Origin of the sequence: Candidatus Pantoea bituminis, from assembly GCF_018842675.1 — a bacterium.
Taxonomy (GTDB): domain Bacteria; phylum Pseudomonadota; class Gammaproteobacteria; order Enterobacterales; family Enterobacteriaceae; genus Pantoea; species Pantoea phytostimulans.
Genome location: NZ_JAGTWO010000004.1, coordinates 3202227 through 3218963, shown reverse-complemented (window position 1 = coordinate 3218963; position 16737 = coordinate 3202227). Strand labels below are relative to the sequence as shown.

Annotated in this window: 11 protein-coding genes and 4 pseudogenes; 8 read left to right on the top strand and 7 right to left on the bottom strand. The window is 54.8% G+C overall.

Going from position 1 to position 16737, the window contains the following annotated elements; genetic code table 11:
• The first annotated feature begins 11 nt into the window (after window positions 1-11).
• The 3 genes and pseudogenes from radA to KQP84_RS25520 form a co-directional block, all read left to right on the top strand.
• Entirely contained in the window at window positions 12-1394 is a 1383-nt protein-coding gene (gene radA / locus KQP84_RS18950) for a DNA repair protein RadA (RefSeq protein WP_215847696.1), read from the top strand.
• A gap of 191 nt (window positions 1395-1585) precedes the next feature.
• A pseudogene (gene nadR / locus KQP84_RS18945) lies at window positions 1586-2823 on the top strand (multifunctional transcriptional regulator/nicotinamide-nucleotide adenylyltransferase/ribosylnicotinamide kinase NadR).
• 1 nt (window position 2824) lies between these two features.
• Window positions 2825-2920, top strand: a pseudogene (locus KQP84_RS25520) (SDR family oxidoreductase); the annotation flags it as partial.
• A 125-nt stretch (window positions 2921-3045) separates the two neighbouring features.
• On the opposite strand, the gene KQP84_RS18935 reads toward KQP84_RS25520, so the two are convergent.
• Window positions 3046-4047: a zinc-binding alcohol dehydrogenase family protein gene (locus KQP84_RS18935; RefSeq protein WP_215847695.1), complete on the bottom strand. Its 1002-nt coding sequence runs from the start codon at window positions 4045-4047 to the stop codon at window positions 3046-3048.
• Between the two features lie 94 nt (window positions 4048-4141).
• On the opposite strand from KQP84_RS18935, the gene KQP84_RS18930 reads away from it, so the two are divergent.
• A complete protein-coding gene (locus KQP84_RS18930) occupies window positions 4142-5038 on the top strand; it encodes a LysR family transcriptional regulator (RefSeq protein WP_215847694.1) in 897 nt (298 codons plus the stop codon).
• A gap of 53 nt (window positions 5039-5091) precedes the next feature.
• Here KQP84_RS18930 and ettA read toward each other — a convergent pair whose 3' ends face one another.
• Window positions 5092-6759, bottom strand: coding sequence for an energy-dependent translational throttle protein EttA (gene ettA / locus KQP84_RS18925; RefSeq protein WP_215847693.1), 1668 nt, complete (start codon window positions 6757-6759; stop codon window positions 5092-5094).
• 184 nt (window positions 6760-6943) lie between these two features.
• On the opposite strand from ettA, the gene KQP84_RS18920 reads away from it, so the two are divergent.
• A complete protein-coding gene (locus KQP84_RS18920; protein WP_215847692.1) occupies window positions 6944-7891 on the top strand; it encodes a 2-hydroxyacid dehydrogenase in 948 nt (315 codons plus the stop codon).
• A gap of 4 nt (window positions 7892-7895) precedes the next feature.
• Here KQP84_RS18920 and deoR read toward each other — a convergent pair whose 3' ends face one another.
• A complete protein-coding gene (gene deoR / locus KQP84_RS18915) occupies window positions 7896-8660 on the bottom strand; it encodes a DNA-binding transcriptional repressor DeoR (protein ID WP_215847691.1) in 765 nt (254 codons plus the stop codon).
• Window positions 8661-9065: 405 nt separating this feature from the next.
• Here deoR and rbsK point away from each other — a divergent pair, with 405 nt between their 5' ends.
• Genes rbsK through KQP84_RS18900 form a run of 3 tightly spaced genes read left to right on the top strand, consistent with a single transcriptional unit; the run spans window position 9066 to window position 12376 of the window.
• The gene (gene rbsK, locus KQP84_RS18910; RefSeq protein WP_215847690.1) at window positions 9066-9983 is read left to right on the top strand and encodes a ribokinase; all 918 of its coding nucleotides are present in this window, start codon (window positions 9066-9068) and stop codon (window positions 9981-9983) included.
• A gap of 54 nt (window positions 9984-10037) precedes the next feature.
• Window positions 10038-11363: an L-fucose:H+ symporter permease gene (gene fucP / locus KQP84_RS18905; RefSeq protein ID WP_215848342.1), complete on the top strand. Its 1326-nt coding sequence runs from the start codon at window positions 10038-10040 to the stop codon at window positions 11361-11363.
• Window positions 11360-12376: an aldose 1-epimerase family protein gene (locus KQP84_RS18900; RefSeq protein ID WP_215847689.1), complete on the top strand. Its 1017-nt coding sequence runs from the start codon at window positions 11360-11362 to the stop codon at window positions 12374-12376. The genes fucP and KQP84_RS18900 overlap by 4 nt, the downstream gene beginning before the upstream one ends.
• Before the next feature lie 38 nt (window positions 12377-12414).
• Here the strand turns inward: KQP84_RS18900 and urtE are convergent.
• From urtE to urtB, 4 genes and pseudogenes are all read right to left on the bottom strand, one after another.
• Window positions 12415-13112 (bottom strand): annotated as a pseudogene (gene urtE, locus KQP84_RS18895) (urea ABC transporter ATP-binding subunit UrtE).
• 1 nt (window position 13113) lies between these two features.
• Window positions 13114-13911 (bottom strand): urea ABC transporter ATP-binding protein UrtD, encoded by a 798-nt coding sequence (gene urtD / locus KQP84_RS18890; RefSeq protein WP_215847688.1) that lies wholly within the window; start codon window positions 13909-13911, stop codon window positions 13114-13116.
• Window positions 13904-14980 carry an urea ABC transporter permease subunit UrtC gene (gene urtC, locus KQP84_RS18885; RefSeq protein WP_215847687.1) on the bottom strand — a complete coding sequence of 359 codons (1077 nt, stop codon included), beginning with the start codon at window positions 14978-14980 and terminating at the stop codon, window positions 13904-13906. The genes urtD and urtC overlap by 8 nt, the downstream gene beginning before the upstream one ends.
• Window positions 14980-16544, bottom strand: a pseudogene (gene urtB, locus KQP84_RS18880) (urea ABC transporter permease subunit UrtB). The gene urtC and the pseudogene urtB overlap by 1 nt, the downstream one beginning before the upstream one ends.
• Window positions 16545-16737 lie beyond the last annotated feature (193 nt).

Here is a 16737-nt window from a genome sequence, read left to right as displayed (position 1 = left end):
GAGGTATTGATTTGGCCAAAGCGGCAAAACGCGCATTCGTCTGTAATGAATGCGGCGCAGATTATCCACGTTGGCAGGGGCAATGCAGCGCCTGCCATGCCTGGAATACTATCACCGAGGTGCGTATTGCTGCCTCGCCTACTGCTGCGCGCAACGAGCGCTTAAGCGGCTACGCAGGCAGCGCTGGCCCCAGCCGGGTACAAAAACTCTCTGAAATTAGCCTTGAAGCGCTACCGCGTTTCTCGACCACTTTTAAAGAGTTTGACCGCGTATTGGGCGGCGGCGTGGTGCCGGGAAGCGCTATTTTGATTGGTGGTAGCCCAGGCGCAGGGAAGTCAACGCTGCTGTTGCAGGTGATGTGTAAGCTGGCGGGAGGGATGAAAACCCTGTACGTCACAGGCGAAGAATCGCTGCAACAGGTCGCAATGCGCGCCCATCGTCTGGGATTACCGACAGAAAACATGAATATGTTGTCGGAAACCAGCATCGAACAAATCTGCCTGATTGCCGAGCAAGAGAAGCCGCAGCTCATGGTTATCGACTCGATTCAGGTGATGCACATGGCTGATATCCAGTCATCGCCGGGTAGCGTGGCACAGGTGCGTGAAACCGCCGCTTACCTGACGCGGTTTGCCAAGACGCGCGATGTGGCGATCATCATGGTCGGTCACGTCACCAAAGATGGCTCGCTGGCCGGCCCGAAAGTCCTGGAACACTGTATTGACTGCTCGGTATTGCTGGACGGCGATGCCGATTCGCGTTTCCGCACGCTGCGCAGCCATAAAAACCGTTTTGGTGCGGTTAACGAACTGGGCGTGTTTGCTATGACTGAGCAAGGCATGCGTGAAGTCAGTAATCCTTCCGCTATTTTCTTGTCACGTGGCGAAGAAGTGACGTCCGGCAGTTCAGTGATGGTGCTGTGGGAAGGCACGCGTCCACTCTTGGTAGAGATTCAGGCGCTGGTGGATCACTCCATGATGGGTAATCCACGCCGCGTTGCGGTGGGGCTGGAGCAGAATCGCTTGGCGATATTGCTGGCGGTGCTGCATCGTCATGGCGGATTACAGATGGCGGATCAGGATGTATTCGTCAACGTAGTCGGCGGCGTTAAGGTCACTGAAACCAGTGCGGATTTAGCCTTGATGCTGGCCATGGTTTCCAGCCTACGCGATCGCCCTTTGCCACAGGATTTAGTGATCTTTGGTGAAGTGGGATTAGCCGGTGAGATTCGCCCGGTGCCAAGCGGACAGGAACGCATTTCTGAAGCGGCGAAGCACGGCTTTAAACGCGCCATTGTTCCGGCAGGAAACGCGCCGAAAAAACCGATCGATGGCATGAAAGTTTACAGTGCGAAAAAACTGGCCGATGCGCTGGCTATTTTAGAAGAGCTTTAAGCTTTACCTGCCCTGTTTCCGCTGGCGGGAGCAGGGCACAATTCTGCTAAAGGGCTATGTTTATTCAGCATCCGGCATGAAAGTTAACATGCCGGGCCGCAGCGGGTTATCGCTTTTTCCGCTTGCAGGCGAAAGTTGGCGTGAGGGCCTTTTCTCTTTACGCCACATATTATTCACGCAGGAGGCACGACATGTCGTCGTTTGATTATCTAAAAACGGCCATTCGCCAGCAGGGCCACACGCTGCAACAAGTCGCCGATGCCAGCGGCATGACCAAAGGGTATTTGAGCCAGCTGCTCAACGCCAAAATCAAAAGCCCCAGCGCACAAAAATTAGAAGCGTTACACCGCTTTCTCGGCCTGGAATTTCCACGGCGCGATAAAACGGTTGGCGTGGTATTTGGTAAGTTCTATCCGCTGCATACCGGCCATATTTATCTGATTCAGCGCGCCTGTAGCCAGGTTGATGAACTGCACATCATTATGGGTTACGACGAGCCGCGCGATCGCGGTTTGTTCGAAAACAGCGCCATGTCGCAGCAGCCTACCGTCAGCGACCGATTACGCTGGTTATTGCAAACCTTTAAATACCAAAAAATATTCGTATTCACTCCTTTAATGAAGAGGGCATTGAGCCTTACCCGCATGGCTGGGATGTCTGGAGCGAAGGGGTAAAATCATTCCTCAGTGAACAGGGTATTGCGCCCGACTGTATTTACACCAGCGAAGCGCCCGACGCAGAGATGTATGAACAGCATCTTGGCATACCAACGGTAGTGGTTGATCCCAATCGATCGTTTATGAGCATTAGCGGCGCGCAGATCCGCCAGGATCCGTTCCGCTTCTGGGAATACATTCCCACCGAAGTGAAGCCGTTCTTTGTGCGTACCGTGGCGATCCTTGGCGGTGAATCCAGCGGCAAATCGACGCTGGTTAATAAACTCGCCAATATTTTCAACACCACCAGCGCCTGGGAATATGGTCGCGATTACGTCTTCTCGCATCTTGGCGGTGACGAAATGGCGCTGCAATATTCTGACTATGACAAAATCGCGTTGGGTCAGGCGCAGTACATCGATTTTGCGGTGAAGTACGCCAACAAAGTTGCTTTCATCGACACCGACTTTGTCACCACGCAGGCGTTCTGTTTAAAGTACGAAGGGCGCGAACATCCGTTTGTTCAGGCCCTGATCGACGAATATCGCTTCGATTTAGTCATTTTGCTTGAAAACAATGTGCCTTGGGTGGCGGACGGCTTACGCAGCCTGGGCAGTTCGGTTGATCGGCGTGAGTTTCAATCGATGTTGATCACCATGCTGAGAGAGAACAATATCGAATTTTTGCACGTTAAAGAGGACGATTACGACGCGCGTTTTCTACGCTGCATTGAGCTGGTGAAAGGGATGTTGGGCGAACAAAATAATCCGTAATCCCGAAGAGATGGCCGCTGCTGCGCTGTTTTTAGCCTCAGATGAAAGCCGATACATTGCGGGGGCTGAACTGTGCATTGATGGCGGAATGGCGCGAACTGCCCGTTTCCCCACTTGCGGAATAGTGCGAGCTGCCCCTTCCCCGCAAGCGGGGAAGGTTGGGATGGGGACAAGCCACACACGCTAAAAACGCCGCCAACCCACACCCATCCCGCCAAAAAATCAGTAAACCATCACCACTTTGCCACGCATATGGCCTTCCAGAACACGCGCATGCGCCGCCTGCAATGTCTCAACGCTCAAGCCCTGTAAGGTCTCATTCAGCGTGGTTTGCAGTTTTCCAGCATCCAGCAGTTCAGCCACTTCATTCAGAATCTCGCCCTGGCGCGCCATATCGGGTGTGTTAAACATGCTGCGGGTGTACATCAACTCAAAATGCAGTGCGGCACTTTTCAGCTTCAGCTGATCCATCGCCAACGGCTGTTCGTTTTCCACGATGGTACAAATGTGGCCCTGCGGCGCAATCAGCTTAGCCATGGTTTCCCAATGACCATCGGTGTCGTTCAGGCAGAAAATGAAATCCACCTGCTTAAGATCGTGCTTTTCCAGTTCACCGATCATGTCTTTGTAATTGATCACCAGATCCGCTCCGCGATCACGGCACCATTGTGCGGAATCTTCACGCGACGCGGTGGCGATCACTTTGACTTTGCTGCGCATTTTCGCGAATGGAATCGCCAGCGATCCTACGCCGCCTGCACCGCCCACGATCAGCAGGGTTTGATCGGCTGTGGCATTTTGCAGATTAAGACGTTCAAATAACCCTTCCCAGGCGGTCAACGCAGTCAGCGGAATTGCCGCTGCCGCTGCCCAATCCAGGCTCTTTGGTTTGTGACCAACAATGCGGGAATCGATCAGTTGTTCGCTGCTGTTGCTGCCGGGGCGAGTAAGATCACCCGCGTAGAACACTTCATCACCTGGCTTAAAGTTGCTGACTTTGCTGCCCACTTCCAATATTACGCCGCTGGCATCCCAGCCTAAAACGCGTGGCACCTGCAAGCCGTTCTTAATGGCACCTTTGTGAACCTTGGTATCAACCGGATTCACTGAGGCCGCTTTGACTTCAACACGCAGATCATATTCGCCCGGCGTTGGCGTTTCTGGAGTGATTTCAATAAAAGTATGTGGATTTTCTGGATTGATAGCGATAGCGCGAATAGTCATAGGGTTCTCCTGTTTTGATGACTTAAGTGTAGAACCCCATTTTGCCAATGATAAGATGGACAATCTTTCATAGCGTGTTCGTCTGAGGTGAACAATGGCATTTCGTCAATGGCAGGATATGGCGCTGTTTGCCTTAGTCGCCGAATGTGGCAGCTTTACCGCAGCGGCTGAGCGGGTGGGATTGCCTAAATCCAGCGTCAGCCAGCGCATTAGCCAACTGGAACAGCGTCTTGGAATCCGTTTAATGAATCGCACTACGCGCCAGCTCAATCTCACGTTTGCCGGTGAACGCTATCTGCTGCATTGCCAGGAGATGATGCAGGCCAGTGAACGTGCCGATCAGGCCATTGCTAATTTGCGTGAAAACCCCAGCGGACGGCTGCGTATTACCAGCCCGGCAGGCATCGGCGCGACGTTGCTGGCACGCTGTAATGCTGAGTTTTTGCAGCTTTATCCAGACGTCACGTTAGATGTTTCTGTTTCGGATGACATACGCGACCTGGTTCAAGAGGGATTCGACATCGCGCTGCGCACCGGTCAGCCGCAGGATTCGTCGTTGATTGGACGTCGGGTCGGTTATTGCGAACGCACGCTGGTGGCGTCGAAACATTACCTTGAACAGCACGCGCCCATCACGCATCCGCAACAGCTGGCGGAGCATCGTTGCATCGCCCATCACGCGTGGAATGAGTGGGTACTGAAGCAGGACGATGCGTATTACCGTTGGCTGCTGCCGCCGGGTCATCTGACCGATAATTTGGTGTATGCACGCGAATGCGCATTGGGTGATGCAGGTATTACGCAGCTGCCGCGCTTTTTAACCGAGGGCGCAATGGCGGATGACCGCTTAGTGCCTGTGCTGCCAGAGTGGGAAATGGAGGGGAACGAGTTGTGGCTGGTCTATCCGAGTCGCAAGTTGAATTCGCCTGCGCTGGCAAAGTTTATTGAATTTGCGCTGCAATCAACGGTGTTTAAGGCGTTTTACCGCTAACGCTATCCCGTAAAACGGGCAAAAAAATAGCGGCATTTCTGCCGCCATTTCTCTTACTTAATCATACGTTTGTACTTGATGCGCTTCGGCTCCAGCGCTTCTGCGCCGAGCGTGCGTTTCTTGTACTCTTCGTATTCGGTGAAGTTACCTTCGAAGAATTCGATATTGCCTTCATCCTGGTAATCCAGAATGTGCGTGGCGATACGGTCAAGGAACCAACGGTCATGCGAGATAACCATGGCGCAGCCTGGGAACTCCAGCAAGGCGTTTTCCAGGGCGCGCAGGGTTTCGATGTCCAGGTCGTTGGTCGGTTCATCAAGCAGCAACATATTGCCGCCAACCTGCAGCAGCTTGGCGAGGTGCAGACGACCACGCTCACCACCCGAGAGTTCACCCACGCGTTTACCCTGATCAACCCCTTTGAAGTTGAAGCGGCCAACGTAGGCACGGCTTGGCATTTCGGTGTTGCCGACACGCATAATGTCCTGGCCGCCGGAGACTTCTTCCCACACGGTTTTGGAATTATCCATGCTGTCACGGAACTGATCGACAGAAGCCAGCTTCACGGTATCACCGAGCACGATGCTGCCGGAATCAGGCTGTTCCTGACCAGACATCATACGGAACAGGGTGGATTTACCCGCACCGTTCGGGCCGATAATGCCGACGATAGCGCCTTTCGGCACGGAGAACGTCAGATCGTCGATCAGGACGCGGTCACCGTAAGATTTGCGCAGATTAGTCACTTCTACCACTTTGTCGCCCAGACGTGGGCCAGGTGGAATGAACAATTCGTTGGTTTCGTTACGCTTCTGGTAATCGGTGTTGTTCAGCTCTTCAAAGCGTGCCAGACGGGCTTTGCCCTTGGACTGACGGCCTTTCGCACCCTGACGAACCCACTCCAGCTCTTTCTCAATCGACTTACGACGCGCCGCTTCAGAAGAGGCTTCTTGCGCCAGACGTGCATCTTTCTGCTCAAGCCAGGATGAGTAATTGCCTTCCCACGGAATACCTTCGCCACGGTCCAGTTCCAGAATCCAGCCCGCGACATTGTCGAGGAAGTAACGGTCGTGGGTGATCGCCACAACGGTGCCTTCGAAGTCGTGCAGGAAGCGTTCCAGCCAGGCCACGGATTCGGCATCCAGGTGGTTGGTGGGTTCGTCCAGCAGCAGCATGTCTGGCTTTTCCAGCAGCAGGCGACACAGCGCAACACGGCGGCGTTCACCACCCGACAGGTTGCTGACTTTTGCATCCCATTCTGGCAGGCGCAGCGCATCAGCGGCACGTTCTAACTGCGTGTTGAGATTGTGACCATCGTGCGCCTGGATAATCTCTTCCAGACGACCCTGCTCAGCAGCCAGCTTATCGAAGTCAGCATCTTCTTCTGCGTAAAGCGCATAGACTTCGTCCAGACGTTTTAACGCGCCAACCACTTCTGACAGCGCTTCTTCCACCGATTCACGAACGGTGTGTTCCAGATTGAGCTGCGGTTCCTGCGGCAGGTAACCAATTTTGATCCCTGGCTGCGGGCGCGCTTCCCCTTCAATGTCTTTATCGATGCCCGCCATGATGCGCAGCAGCGTAGATTTACCCGAGCCATTCAGGCCGAGCACACCGATTTTGGCGCCAGGGAAGAAGCTAAGGGAGATGTTCTTAAGGATATGTCGCTTCGGCGGAACCACTTTGCCGACGCGATGCATGCTATAGACGAATTGAGCCACGTTGTATTGAGCCTCTGGGTCTGTTTGTCGTTTGGATGATGTCGAAGTTTAGCCTTTTTCACCGTCTAATCACAGCCAACGCACGGGGATTCTTCTGATGTGTGCCGCAGTTTGGGATAACTGTTTGATTTACGCACAACCTCGAGACTATGCTGCCTTTTTGCCTTAAAACGGAGGAGGTTCGATGAGAGTGCTGATCGCAGCGGATGAAAACGCCTGGGGCGGATTGATTGAGTCGATTCGCCAAACCATGCCGGATGTCGAATTTGTCGCCTCGGCGGGTCATGCGGCAGAAAGCCTGGCGGGCTTTGACGCCCTGATCCCCGGCATGTGCAAAGTCGATGCGCGCCTGTTAGCCACCGCTGACCGCTTAAAGCTGATTCAACAAGCGGGCACCGGCCTGGAAAGCGTGGATATCGCGGCGGCAAAACAGCAGGGCATTATGGTCGCGAACGTGCCCTCTCATACGTCGGGCAATGCAGATTCCGTGGCTGAACTCGGTATCTGGATGATGATTGGTCTGGCGCGTCGTCATCAGGAGATTGCGCAATGTCTGGCGCAGCAGCGGCTCGGTCAGCCGGTGGGGATGGGGTTGATGGGAAAAACCGTGGGGCTGGTGGGATTGGGCGGCATCGGTAAAGCGCTGGCGAAACGCCTGGCGCCGTTTGGTATGCGCATGATTGGCGTGAAGCGCGAGGCTGACGCGGCATTTGCAGAAAAGTACGGTCTGGATTGGGTCGGTGATATGGCGCAACTGCCGCAGCTGCTTGAGCAAGCCGATTTTGTGATCCTCAGCCTGCCGGATAATGCGCAAACGCACCATATCATCGACGAAAAAGCGTTGAGCCAGATGAAGCCTGACAGTTTCCTGATCAATCTGGGACGGGGCGGTTTGATCGACAAAGAGGCGTTTATTGCTGCGCTGGAAAACAACACGCTGGCGGGAGCCGGGTTGGATGTGTTCTGGCAGGAGCCACCCGATCCCAACGATGCCGTGTTTAGCTACAACGTGATCGCTACGCCGCACATTGGTGGCGTAACCGATATCTCTTTAGCCGGAAATGTAGCAGGCGTTTGCGAAAATTTGCGCCGGTTACGTGATGGCGAAGCGGTGGACAACCGCTGGGCATAATGGCCTATGGCAGGCGCAGCGGAATGTTTTGTTGTGCCAGCCAGTTATTCAGATCCTGCTCGGGTGCGCTGTCACTGACCAGCAAATCGAAAGCACGCAGCTCTCCAATTCGCACCGGCAGCACTTTGCCATATTTACTGCTGTCCGCCACCAGCACACGCTGGCGGGCACGCAGCATTGCGTGATGCTTCATCGCCAGTTCATTGGTGTTATAGCAGGTTGCACCCTGATCCTTATCGATTCCGGCGGCTGAGATAAACGCCAGCGTAGGGCAGAGATCGTCGAGAATCGAATGTGCCCCAATCGGCGTAAACAGCGCGTTGTCCGCATGAAATTCACCCCCGCTTAAGATCACATTGCAGGCGGGTTTTTCTTTCAACGCTAAAAAAGTGTTCATGGCGCAACAAATAGCGGTGAAAGGCAAGGTGTCGGCAATGGCATCGATGATGTACGGCAGCGTGGTGCCGCAATCAAAAAACACGGTGTCGTTTTCACCAATCAAACTGGCCGCAGCTTGCGCTAGCCGCTGCTTTCTGGCGGCATTTTGCCCATGTTGATCGGAGATGAAATAGTGCCCAGCGTGGCTTTTGGGATCGCTAACGATGTAACCGCCCAGCAGCACTACTGTGGACGCAGGTTCCGTTAAATCGCGGCGAATAGTCATTTCTGAAACGCCGAGCAGTTGCGCTGCGTCTTTCAAGTGCAGTTTATCAGTGCGTTTCAGCGCCTGAGCCAGCTTGTGGATACGTTCGTCGCGCCGGGTTTCCATGTTCATCTCTGTATTATTAGTATCCTGATGTTCCGCATGAGGTTTCACTCTTTCGGCCTGTCAATCGGGACAAATCCCCCGAATTTTAATGAGTTGCCTCTCATCTTGCAGATGGATTTTCAATCTTACCCGTAATAGAAACGACCCGCAAACTTCGCGCCGCGCCGCGAGATCAGCACGCTTCTCCGCCAGATAATCACGCTTTAACCCAGCCCTGAGCGCTATCTTTGTCTGAGGGTTGATGTTGCTTTGTTAAAATAGTAACACGATATTTATGTATAAAGCTCGCTAAGACGGCTGTTACCACGCGCTCAGGATGTGGTTTTTATCACATATTTAACTTATACGAATTGTTATTGTTATTTTAATAACATTTTAAGGTTAAAAAAGAGCCAGGAGAAAAAGATGCAGATAGCCGTTATCGGGTCAAACATGGTGGACCTTATTACTTATACCAACAGCCTGCCGAAAGCGGGCGAAACCCTTGAAGCGCCCGATTTCGCTATCGGCTGCGGCGGAAAGGGCGCTAATCAGGCCGTGGCGGCGGCAAAGTTGGGCGGCAACGTGATGATGATCAGTAAAGTGGGGGACGATCTGTTCGCGCCTAACACCGTCGCCAACCTGCAACAGCAAGGCGTGGATACCCGCTACGTCACCACTGCACCGGGCACCTCCAGCGGCGTGGCACCTATTTTTGTCGACGATCAGTCGCAAAACCGCATCCTGATCATCAAAGGAGCTAATCAGCAGCTTAAACCGGCAGATATTGATGATGCCGCTGAGGCGCTAACATCCTGCAAACTGATGATCCTGCAACTCGAAATCCCGCTTGAAACCGTCTATTACGCGATCGATTTTGCCCGCCAGCACAATATCAAGGTGATTCTTAATCCCGCGCCCGCAGTCGCGGATCTGGATATTCAGTACGCCTGCAAATGCGACTTCTTCATGCCAAATGAAACCGAGCTGGAGATTCTGACCGGTATGCCCGTTAGTACCGATGAAGAGGTGCAACTTGCAGGGCAGTCGCTGCTAAAACGTGGGCTGAAAAACCTGATCATTACCCTTGGCAGTCGCGGCTCGCTGTGGATGACGGGCGATGATCTGCACCACGTTGCACCTACGCCGGTCAAGGCAGTGGACACCAGCGGAGCGGGCGATGCTTTTATTGGCTGCTTTGCTTACGTGCTAGTGAAAACCGGTGATATCGCTGAAGCGATGTCACAGGCATCTGCCTATGCCGCCTGTAGCGTGACCGGCCGCGGCACCCAGCGCTCTTACCCCGACGCGGACAGCTTCCAGCGTTTTCTGAACGTTCAATGAGGCCCTGTTATGCAACCCAAAACCCTGCAAACTAAAACGATGCAACAGAACGCAATGCCACAGAATATTGTTCAGCAATCTGATGGCTACTTAAATAAAACGCCGCTGTTCCAGTTTATTTTGCTCTCTTGCCTGTTCCCGCTTTGGGGCTGTGCTGCGAGCCTGAATGACATTCTTATCACCCAGTTCAAAAGTGTCTTTGCCCTGAGCGACTTCGCCAGCGCGCTGGTGCAAAGTGCGTTTTACGGCGGCTACTTTCTGATTGCGATCCCGGCTTCACTGGTGATCCGTAAAGCCAGCTACAAACTGGCGATTTTAATGGGATTAGCGCTCTATATTGTCGGCTGCATGCTGTTTTATCCCGCCTCGCACATGGCGACATACACTATGTTTCTGGCGGCAATCTTTGCCATCGCCATTGGTCTGAGCTTTCTTGAAACCGCTGCCAATACTTACAGCTCGATGATTGGTCACCGCGATCATGCCACGTTGCGTCTGAACGTCAGCCAGACGTTCTATCCGATTGGTGCGCTGATGGGCATTGTGCTGGGTAAATATCTGGTGTTTCAGGATGGAGAGAGCCTGGAAAGCCAGATGGCGGGAATGAGCGTCGAGCAGGCTCATGCATTTCGCCTGACCATGCTGGAGCACACCTTAGAACCCTATAAATATTTGGTCATGGTGCTGGTGGTCGTGATGTTGCTGTTTATGTTCACGCGTTATCCGCGCTGCAAGCCGGAGAGCAGCGAAAAATCGCAGCCTTCCCTGCGCGAAACGTTCCGCTATCTGGCGAATAATCGCCACTTTAAACGCGGCATTGTGGCGCAGTTTCTCTATGTTGGTATGCAGGTTGCGGTGTGGTCGTTCACTATTCGTCTGGCGTTAACATTGGGCGCAACTAATGAACGTCACGCCTCCAACTTTATGATGTACAGCTTTATCTGCTTCTTCATCGGTAAATTCGTCGCTAACTTCTTGATGACACGCTTCCGGGCGGAAAAAGTCTTGATCGCCTATTCGGTGCTGGGGGTGCTGACTTTAGCCTATGTGATGCTGGTGCCTAACTTCACGGCAGTTTACGCCGCCGTGTTTGTCAGCGTGCTGTTTGGACCGTGCTGGGCCACCATCTACGCCGGGACGCTCGCTACGGTAGATAATAAATATACCGAAGTGGCGGGGGCGTTTATTGTCATGGCGATTGTTGGCGCGGCTTTTGTGCCTGCGCTGCAAGGCTTCGTCTCTGATCATCTGGGTTCAATGCAGCTGGCGTTTGGCGTCTCGCTGCTCTGTTTTGCCTGGGTTGGCTTCTATTTCTGGGGCGAACTGCTTCATAAAAAACAGGCTAACGCAGCGGGACGTTTAGTGGAGGAGCTGCCATGAAAACCCGTTTACCGTTGCATCGTGAGCAGTTTCACGCCACGCCAGGCGTGCTGCTGCAAAATGAAGATTTCACAGTAGAGCTGTTTCGCTATCCTGCGGGCATCGAAGCGGTACGCATCCACAATCGGCGTGGTACGGTGATCGTGCTGCCCTTTTACGGGCAGATGATCTGGCAAGCAAGCTTTGATGGGCATTCGCTGACCATGGGCCACAGCTTTAAGCAGCCGCTGCCGGGCAGTTCAATTATTGATACTTACGGCTGTTTCGCCTTTCACTCCGGTTTGCTGGCGAATGGCTGTCCTTCAGCGGAGGATGATCATCCGCTGCACGGCGAAATGGCGTGCGCCCGCATGGACAACGCCTGGATCGTGCTGGAAGAGGGGCGAGTGTCACTGGAAGGTGAAACCGAATATGTGAAAGGGTTTGGTCATCATTATCTGGCGGCACCGGCGGTGCGTTTGCAGGCCAATCACGCGCGACTGCATATCGAAATGACAGTCACCAATCTTGCGGGTGCGCCAATGCCGCTGCAGTACATGTGCCATCTCAACAGCGCATGGGTGGAGCAGGGACGTTTCCAGCAGTCGATCCCTGATGATGCTTTCCAGCTGCGCACCACCATCCCAGCGCATGTGCGGCCTACGCCAGCCTGGCGGGAATATACCGATCGGTTGGCGCGGGATCCCCAATCTTTACAGCAGTTGGATCAACCGCAGATGTGCGATCCTGAGATCGTCTTTTTTGCTGACGATCTGGCGCAATATGGTGAGGAAGTACAGTTTGAACTGCATTCGCCGCAAGAGGATTACGCCTTGATGACGCGCTTTTCCACTGCGCAGTTTCCGCATGCCACGCGCTGGTTACTGCATAATCGCGATCAGCAGGTTGCAGCCTATATCCTGCCCGCCACCTGTCGGCCAGAAGGCTTTTTAGCAGCGAAACAGGCCGGCACGCTGATCGAACTGGCGCCGGGCGAGCAGCGGCATTTTTCGGTTGAAACCGGCCTGCTGTAAGGTCAGTGAGGCAGCCGCAAGGCTGCCTTAAATCGCGGCTATATTGCCACTAACCCGCGCACGCCTTCCGCTTCCATGCTATCGCCACGCCCGCGCTGAACGATTTCGCCACGCGACATCACCAGATAATTGTCTGCCAGTTCCGCCGCAAAGTCATAGAACTGCTCGACTAATAAGATCGCCATATCACCGCGCTGTGCCAGCTGGCGGATCACCGCGCCGATCTCTTTGATCACCGAAGGCTGGATCCCTTCTGTGGGCTCGTCGAGGATCAACAGTTGCGGGCGACACGCCAGTGCGCGGCCAATCGCCAATTGCTGCTGCTGACCGCCAGAAAGATCACCGCCACGACGTGATTTCATCTGAAACAGCACCGGGAAAAGCTGATAGATCTCATCTGGCACCTGTTTCGCCTGCGACGCGGAGAAGCGCGACAGTCCCATCAGTAGGTTCTCTTCCACCGTCAGACGGGGAAAATCTCGCGGCCCTGCGGTACGTAAGCGATGCCGGATTGCACGCGCTGATGCGGTTTGCGTGAATTAATCACTTTATCCTGCCAGCGAATTTCCCCTGACTTGGCGGCAATCAATCCCATCAGGCATTTTAGCAACGTGGTTTTGCCTACGCCGTTACGGCCCAGCAAACAGGTCACTTCGCCGATCTTCACCTCAAAAGAGAGGCCGCGCAGAATGTGGCTGCCGCCATAATATTGATTCAGTTCAGAAACCTGTAGCATCTCAGCGTCCCAAATAAACGTCGATTACCTGTTCGTTGGCCTGTACTTCGCGCAACGATCCCTCAGCCAAAACCTGACCTTGATGCAATACCGTGACGTGATCGGCGATGGTTTCAACAAAACCCATGTCGTGTTCCACCACCATCAGCGAATGTTTACCCGCCAGGCTGCGAAACAGTTCGGCGGTGTACTCAGTTTCGGCATCGGTCATGCCCGCCGCCGGTTCATCCAGCAGCAGCAGATGCGGTTCCTGCACCAGCAACATGCCAATCTCCAGAAACTGCTTTTGTCCGTGTGACAGCAAACCCGCTTTGCGCTGGCGCTCACCGCCCAAACGCAGCAGTTTTAAGACTTCATCAATACGATCCTGCTGCTCGCCGCTCAGACGGGCGCGCAAGCTGGCCCACACGGATTTATCCGCTTTCAGGGCAATTTCAAGGTTTTCAAATACCGTCAGCGCCTCAAACACCGTGGGTTTTTGAAACTTGCGGCCAATCCCCGCGCGTGCAATTTCTACTGGCGAAAGCTGGGTGAAATCGCTGTTCTGGTCGTAGATTACCCGGCCATTATCGGGCCGGGTTTTTCCGGTGATCACATCCATCAACGTGGTTTTACCGGCACCGTTGGGGCCGATCACACAGCGCAATTCACCTACGCCGATCTGCAGGGAAAGATCGGTTAGGGCGCGAAAGCCATCAAACGAGACGTTGATCTTTTCCAGCTGCAGGATCGGATCGGTTTGCGCACGGTGGCGATCCGCGCGGTGCGGTTGGGTAAACAGCGGTAAAGGTTCAGTCATCTTTCCTCCGACGCAGCAGGCCAATTACGCCACGCGGCAGAAACAGCGTGACCAGGATAAACATCAGGCCGAGGAAAAACAGCCAGTATTCCGGGAAAGCAACGGTGAAGAAGCTTTTGGCACCATTGACAATGCCAGCGCCCAACAGCGGGCCAATCAGCGTGCCGCGACCGCCGAGCGCCACCCAAATGGCGGCTTCGATCGAATTAGTGGGCGACATTTCGCTGGGGTTGATAATGCCAACCTGCGGCACGTAAAGCGCGCCCGCCAGGCCACACAGCACTGCAGAGAGCGTCCAGACAAACAGCTTGAAACCTCGGGGATCGTAACCACAAAACATCAGGCGGTTTTCGGCATCGCGAACGGCCGTCAACACCCGGCCAAACTTGCTGCGTGCCAGTGAAAAACCCACTGCCAGGCTAAGCAGCAGCAATAAGACCGTGGCGACAAACAGCCCAATGCGCGTGCTGGTGGCGGTGACATTGAAGCCGAGCAGGGTGGTAAAACCGGTGAAACCGTTGTTGCCGCCAAAGCCAGTTTCGTTGCGGAAAAACAGCAGCATGCCCGCGTAAGTCAGCGCCTGCGTCATGATCGAGAAGTACACACCTTTGATTTTTGAGCGGAAGGCGAAGAAGCCGAACACCAGCGCCAGCAAACCGGGCACCAACACAATCAGGCACAGCGCCCAGGCAAAATGTTGGGTGCCTGCCCAAAACCACGGCATCTCATTCCACGAGAGGAATGACATAAAAGCGGGCATGCCGTCGCCTGATGCCTGACGCATCAGGTACATGCCCATGGCGTAACCGCCCAAGGCGAAAAACAGCCCGTGGCCCAGCGACAACAATCCGGCGTAACCCCACACCAGATCGAGCGCTACCGCTACCACGGCATAACAGAGGATTTTGCCCACCAGCGTCAGCGTGTAGGTGGAAATGGCTAACGGATGTGCGGCGGGCAGCAGCGCCAGAAAGGGCATCACCAGCAGCGCGAGGGTCAGCAGCATACCGATGCTGAGCGTGAGACGCGGTGCTCTACGCGCCACGGTTAAGGTTATGGGTTGCGTCATCAGTCAATCACCCTTCCTTTAACGGCAAACAGGCCTTGCGGACGCTTCTGGATGAACAACACGATAATTACCAGAATCAATATTTTCCCCAGCACGGCACCGATTTGCGGCTCCAGCACTTTGTTAAGAATGCCAAGACTGAAGGCCGCGACAACGGTGCCCGCCAGTTGGCCGACGCCGCCCAGCACCACCACCAGAAACGAGTCGATGATGTAGCCTTGACCGAGTTCCGGGCCGACGTTGCCCAACTGCGACAGCGCCACGCCGCCAAGACCGGCAATGCCGGAACCTAAGCCGAATGCGAGCATATCCACACGACCCGTGGGCACGCCGCAGCAATCTGCCATGGCGCGGTTTTGCGTTACTGCGCGCACATTCATGCCAAGGCGGGTGCGATTCAACAGCAGCCAGGTCAGCGCCATTACCCCAATGACAAACAGGATCACTGCAATGCGGTTCCACGGCAGTACCAGATTTGGCAGCACCTGCAAGCCGCCCGACAGCCATTCCGGGTTAGCAACTTCCAGGTTTTGTGCCCCAAACAGCACGCGTACCAGTTGGATCAGCATCAGGCTGATGCCCCATGTCGCCAGCAAGGTTTCCAGCGGGCGACCATACAGATGACGAATGATGGTGCGCTCCAGCGCCATGCCGATGCAGGCGGTGACCAAAAAAGCCACCGGCAGCGCCAGCAGCGGATACCAGGCCAGATAGTGCGGTGCAAACTGCTGAAACAGGTTTTGCACAAACCAGGTGGCGTAAGCGCCCAGCATCAGCATTTCGCCGTGGGCCATGTTAATCACGCCGAGCAGGCCGTAAGTAATCGCCAGGCCCAGCGCAGCTAACAGCAGAATCGATCCGAGCGAAAGACCACTAAACGCCTGACCCAGCAGATCGCCCCACATCAACCGTTTTTGGATTCGCTGCAAGCTTTCGGCAGCGGCGTCACGCACTGTCGCGTCAGGTTCGTTAGCCGCCTGAGTTAAGCGTTGCAGGCTGGCTTGGGTGTTAGGATCGCTGGAATCGCCGAGCAGCTTCACGGCTTTCAGACGCACCAACGGTTGAGGATCGGCCAGTTGCAGGTTAGCGATAGCCATCGCCAGCGCAGCGTGAACGCGGCTCTCTTGTTCAGCGGCGAGGCGTTGTTCAATCAGCGGTAGCTGGTCAGCGACGCCGTCATTCTGCAGTTGTTGAGCGGCGCGCAGGCGGACATTCGCATCGTCGCTGACTAACTGGTGAGCGGCGAGTGCACCCGTAACCAGAACGCGTAACCGGTTATTCATGAAGACTTTTTTACGTCGCCTTCAGGCTGCGGGCTGGCGTCTAACGGCAGCAGAGCGTCGCCGACTTTACTGAAAGGCTGTTTTTTCTGATCGATGACCACGGTTTCGGCTTTCAGTGCTTGCAGCAGCGGCAAACGACTGGCTTCCGGCGCGGCTGCCCACTGTTGTAATAGCATTGCCTGTTGGGTGCGGCTGGCCGCAGCGAAATCCGCTGCCGGTCCGGCGTTGGCAAAAAGCGGCAGCCACAGCAGCAGGCTAAACAGGCAGAGGCGAAGATTCATAGGATTGGGCCTCGTTGGTCTGATAAAAATGCGGGTAAGGTGCGTGCGGTCCCCCATCCCTGCCTTCCCCGCACGCGGGGGAAGGGGAAGATCGTGCTGCACGCGGCTTAGTGGCTGACATTTAGCAGCGTCTTCCTCCCCCACGGGTGGGGAGGACCGAGGTGGGGGACAGCAGGCACCTAACCTACCCATC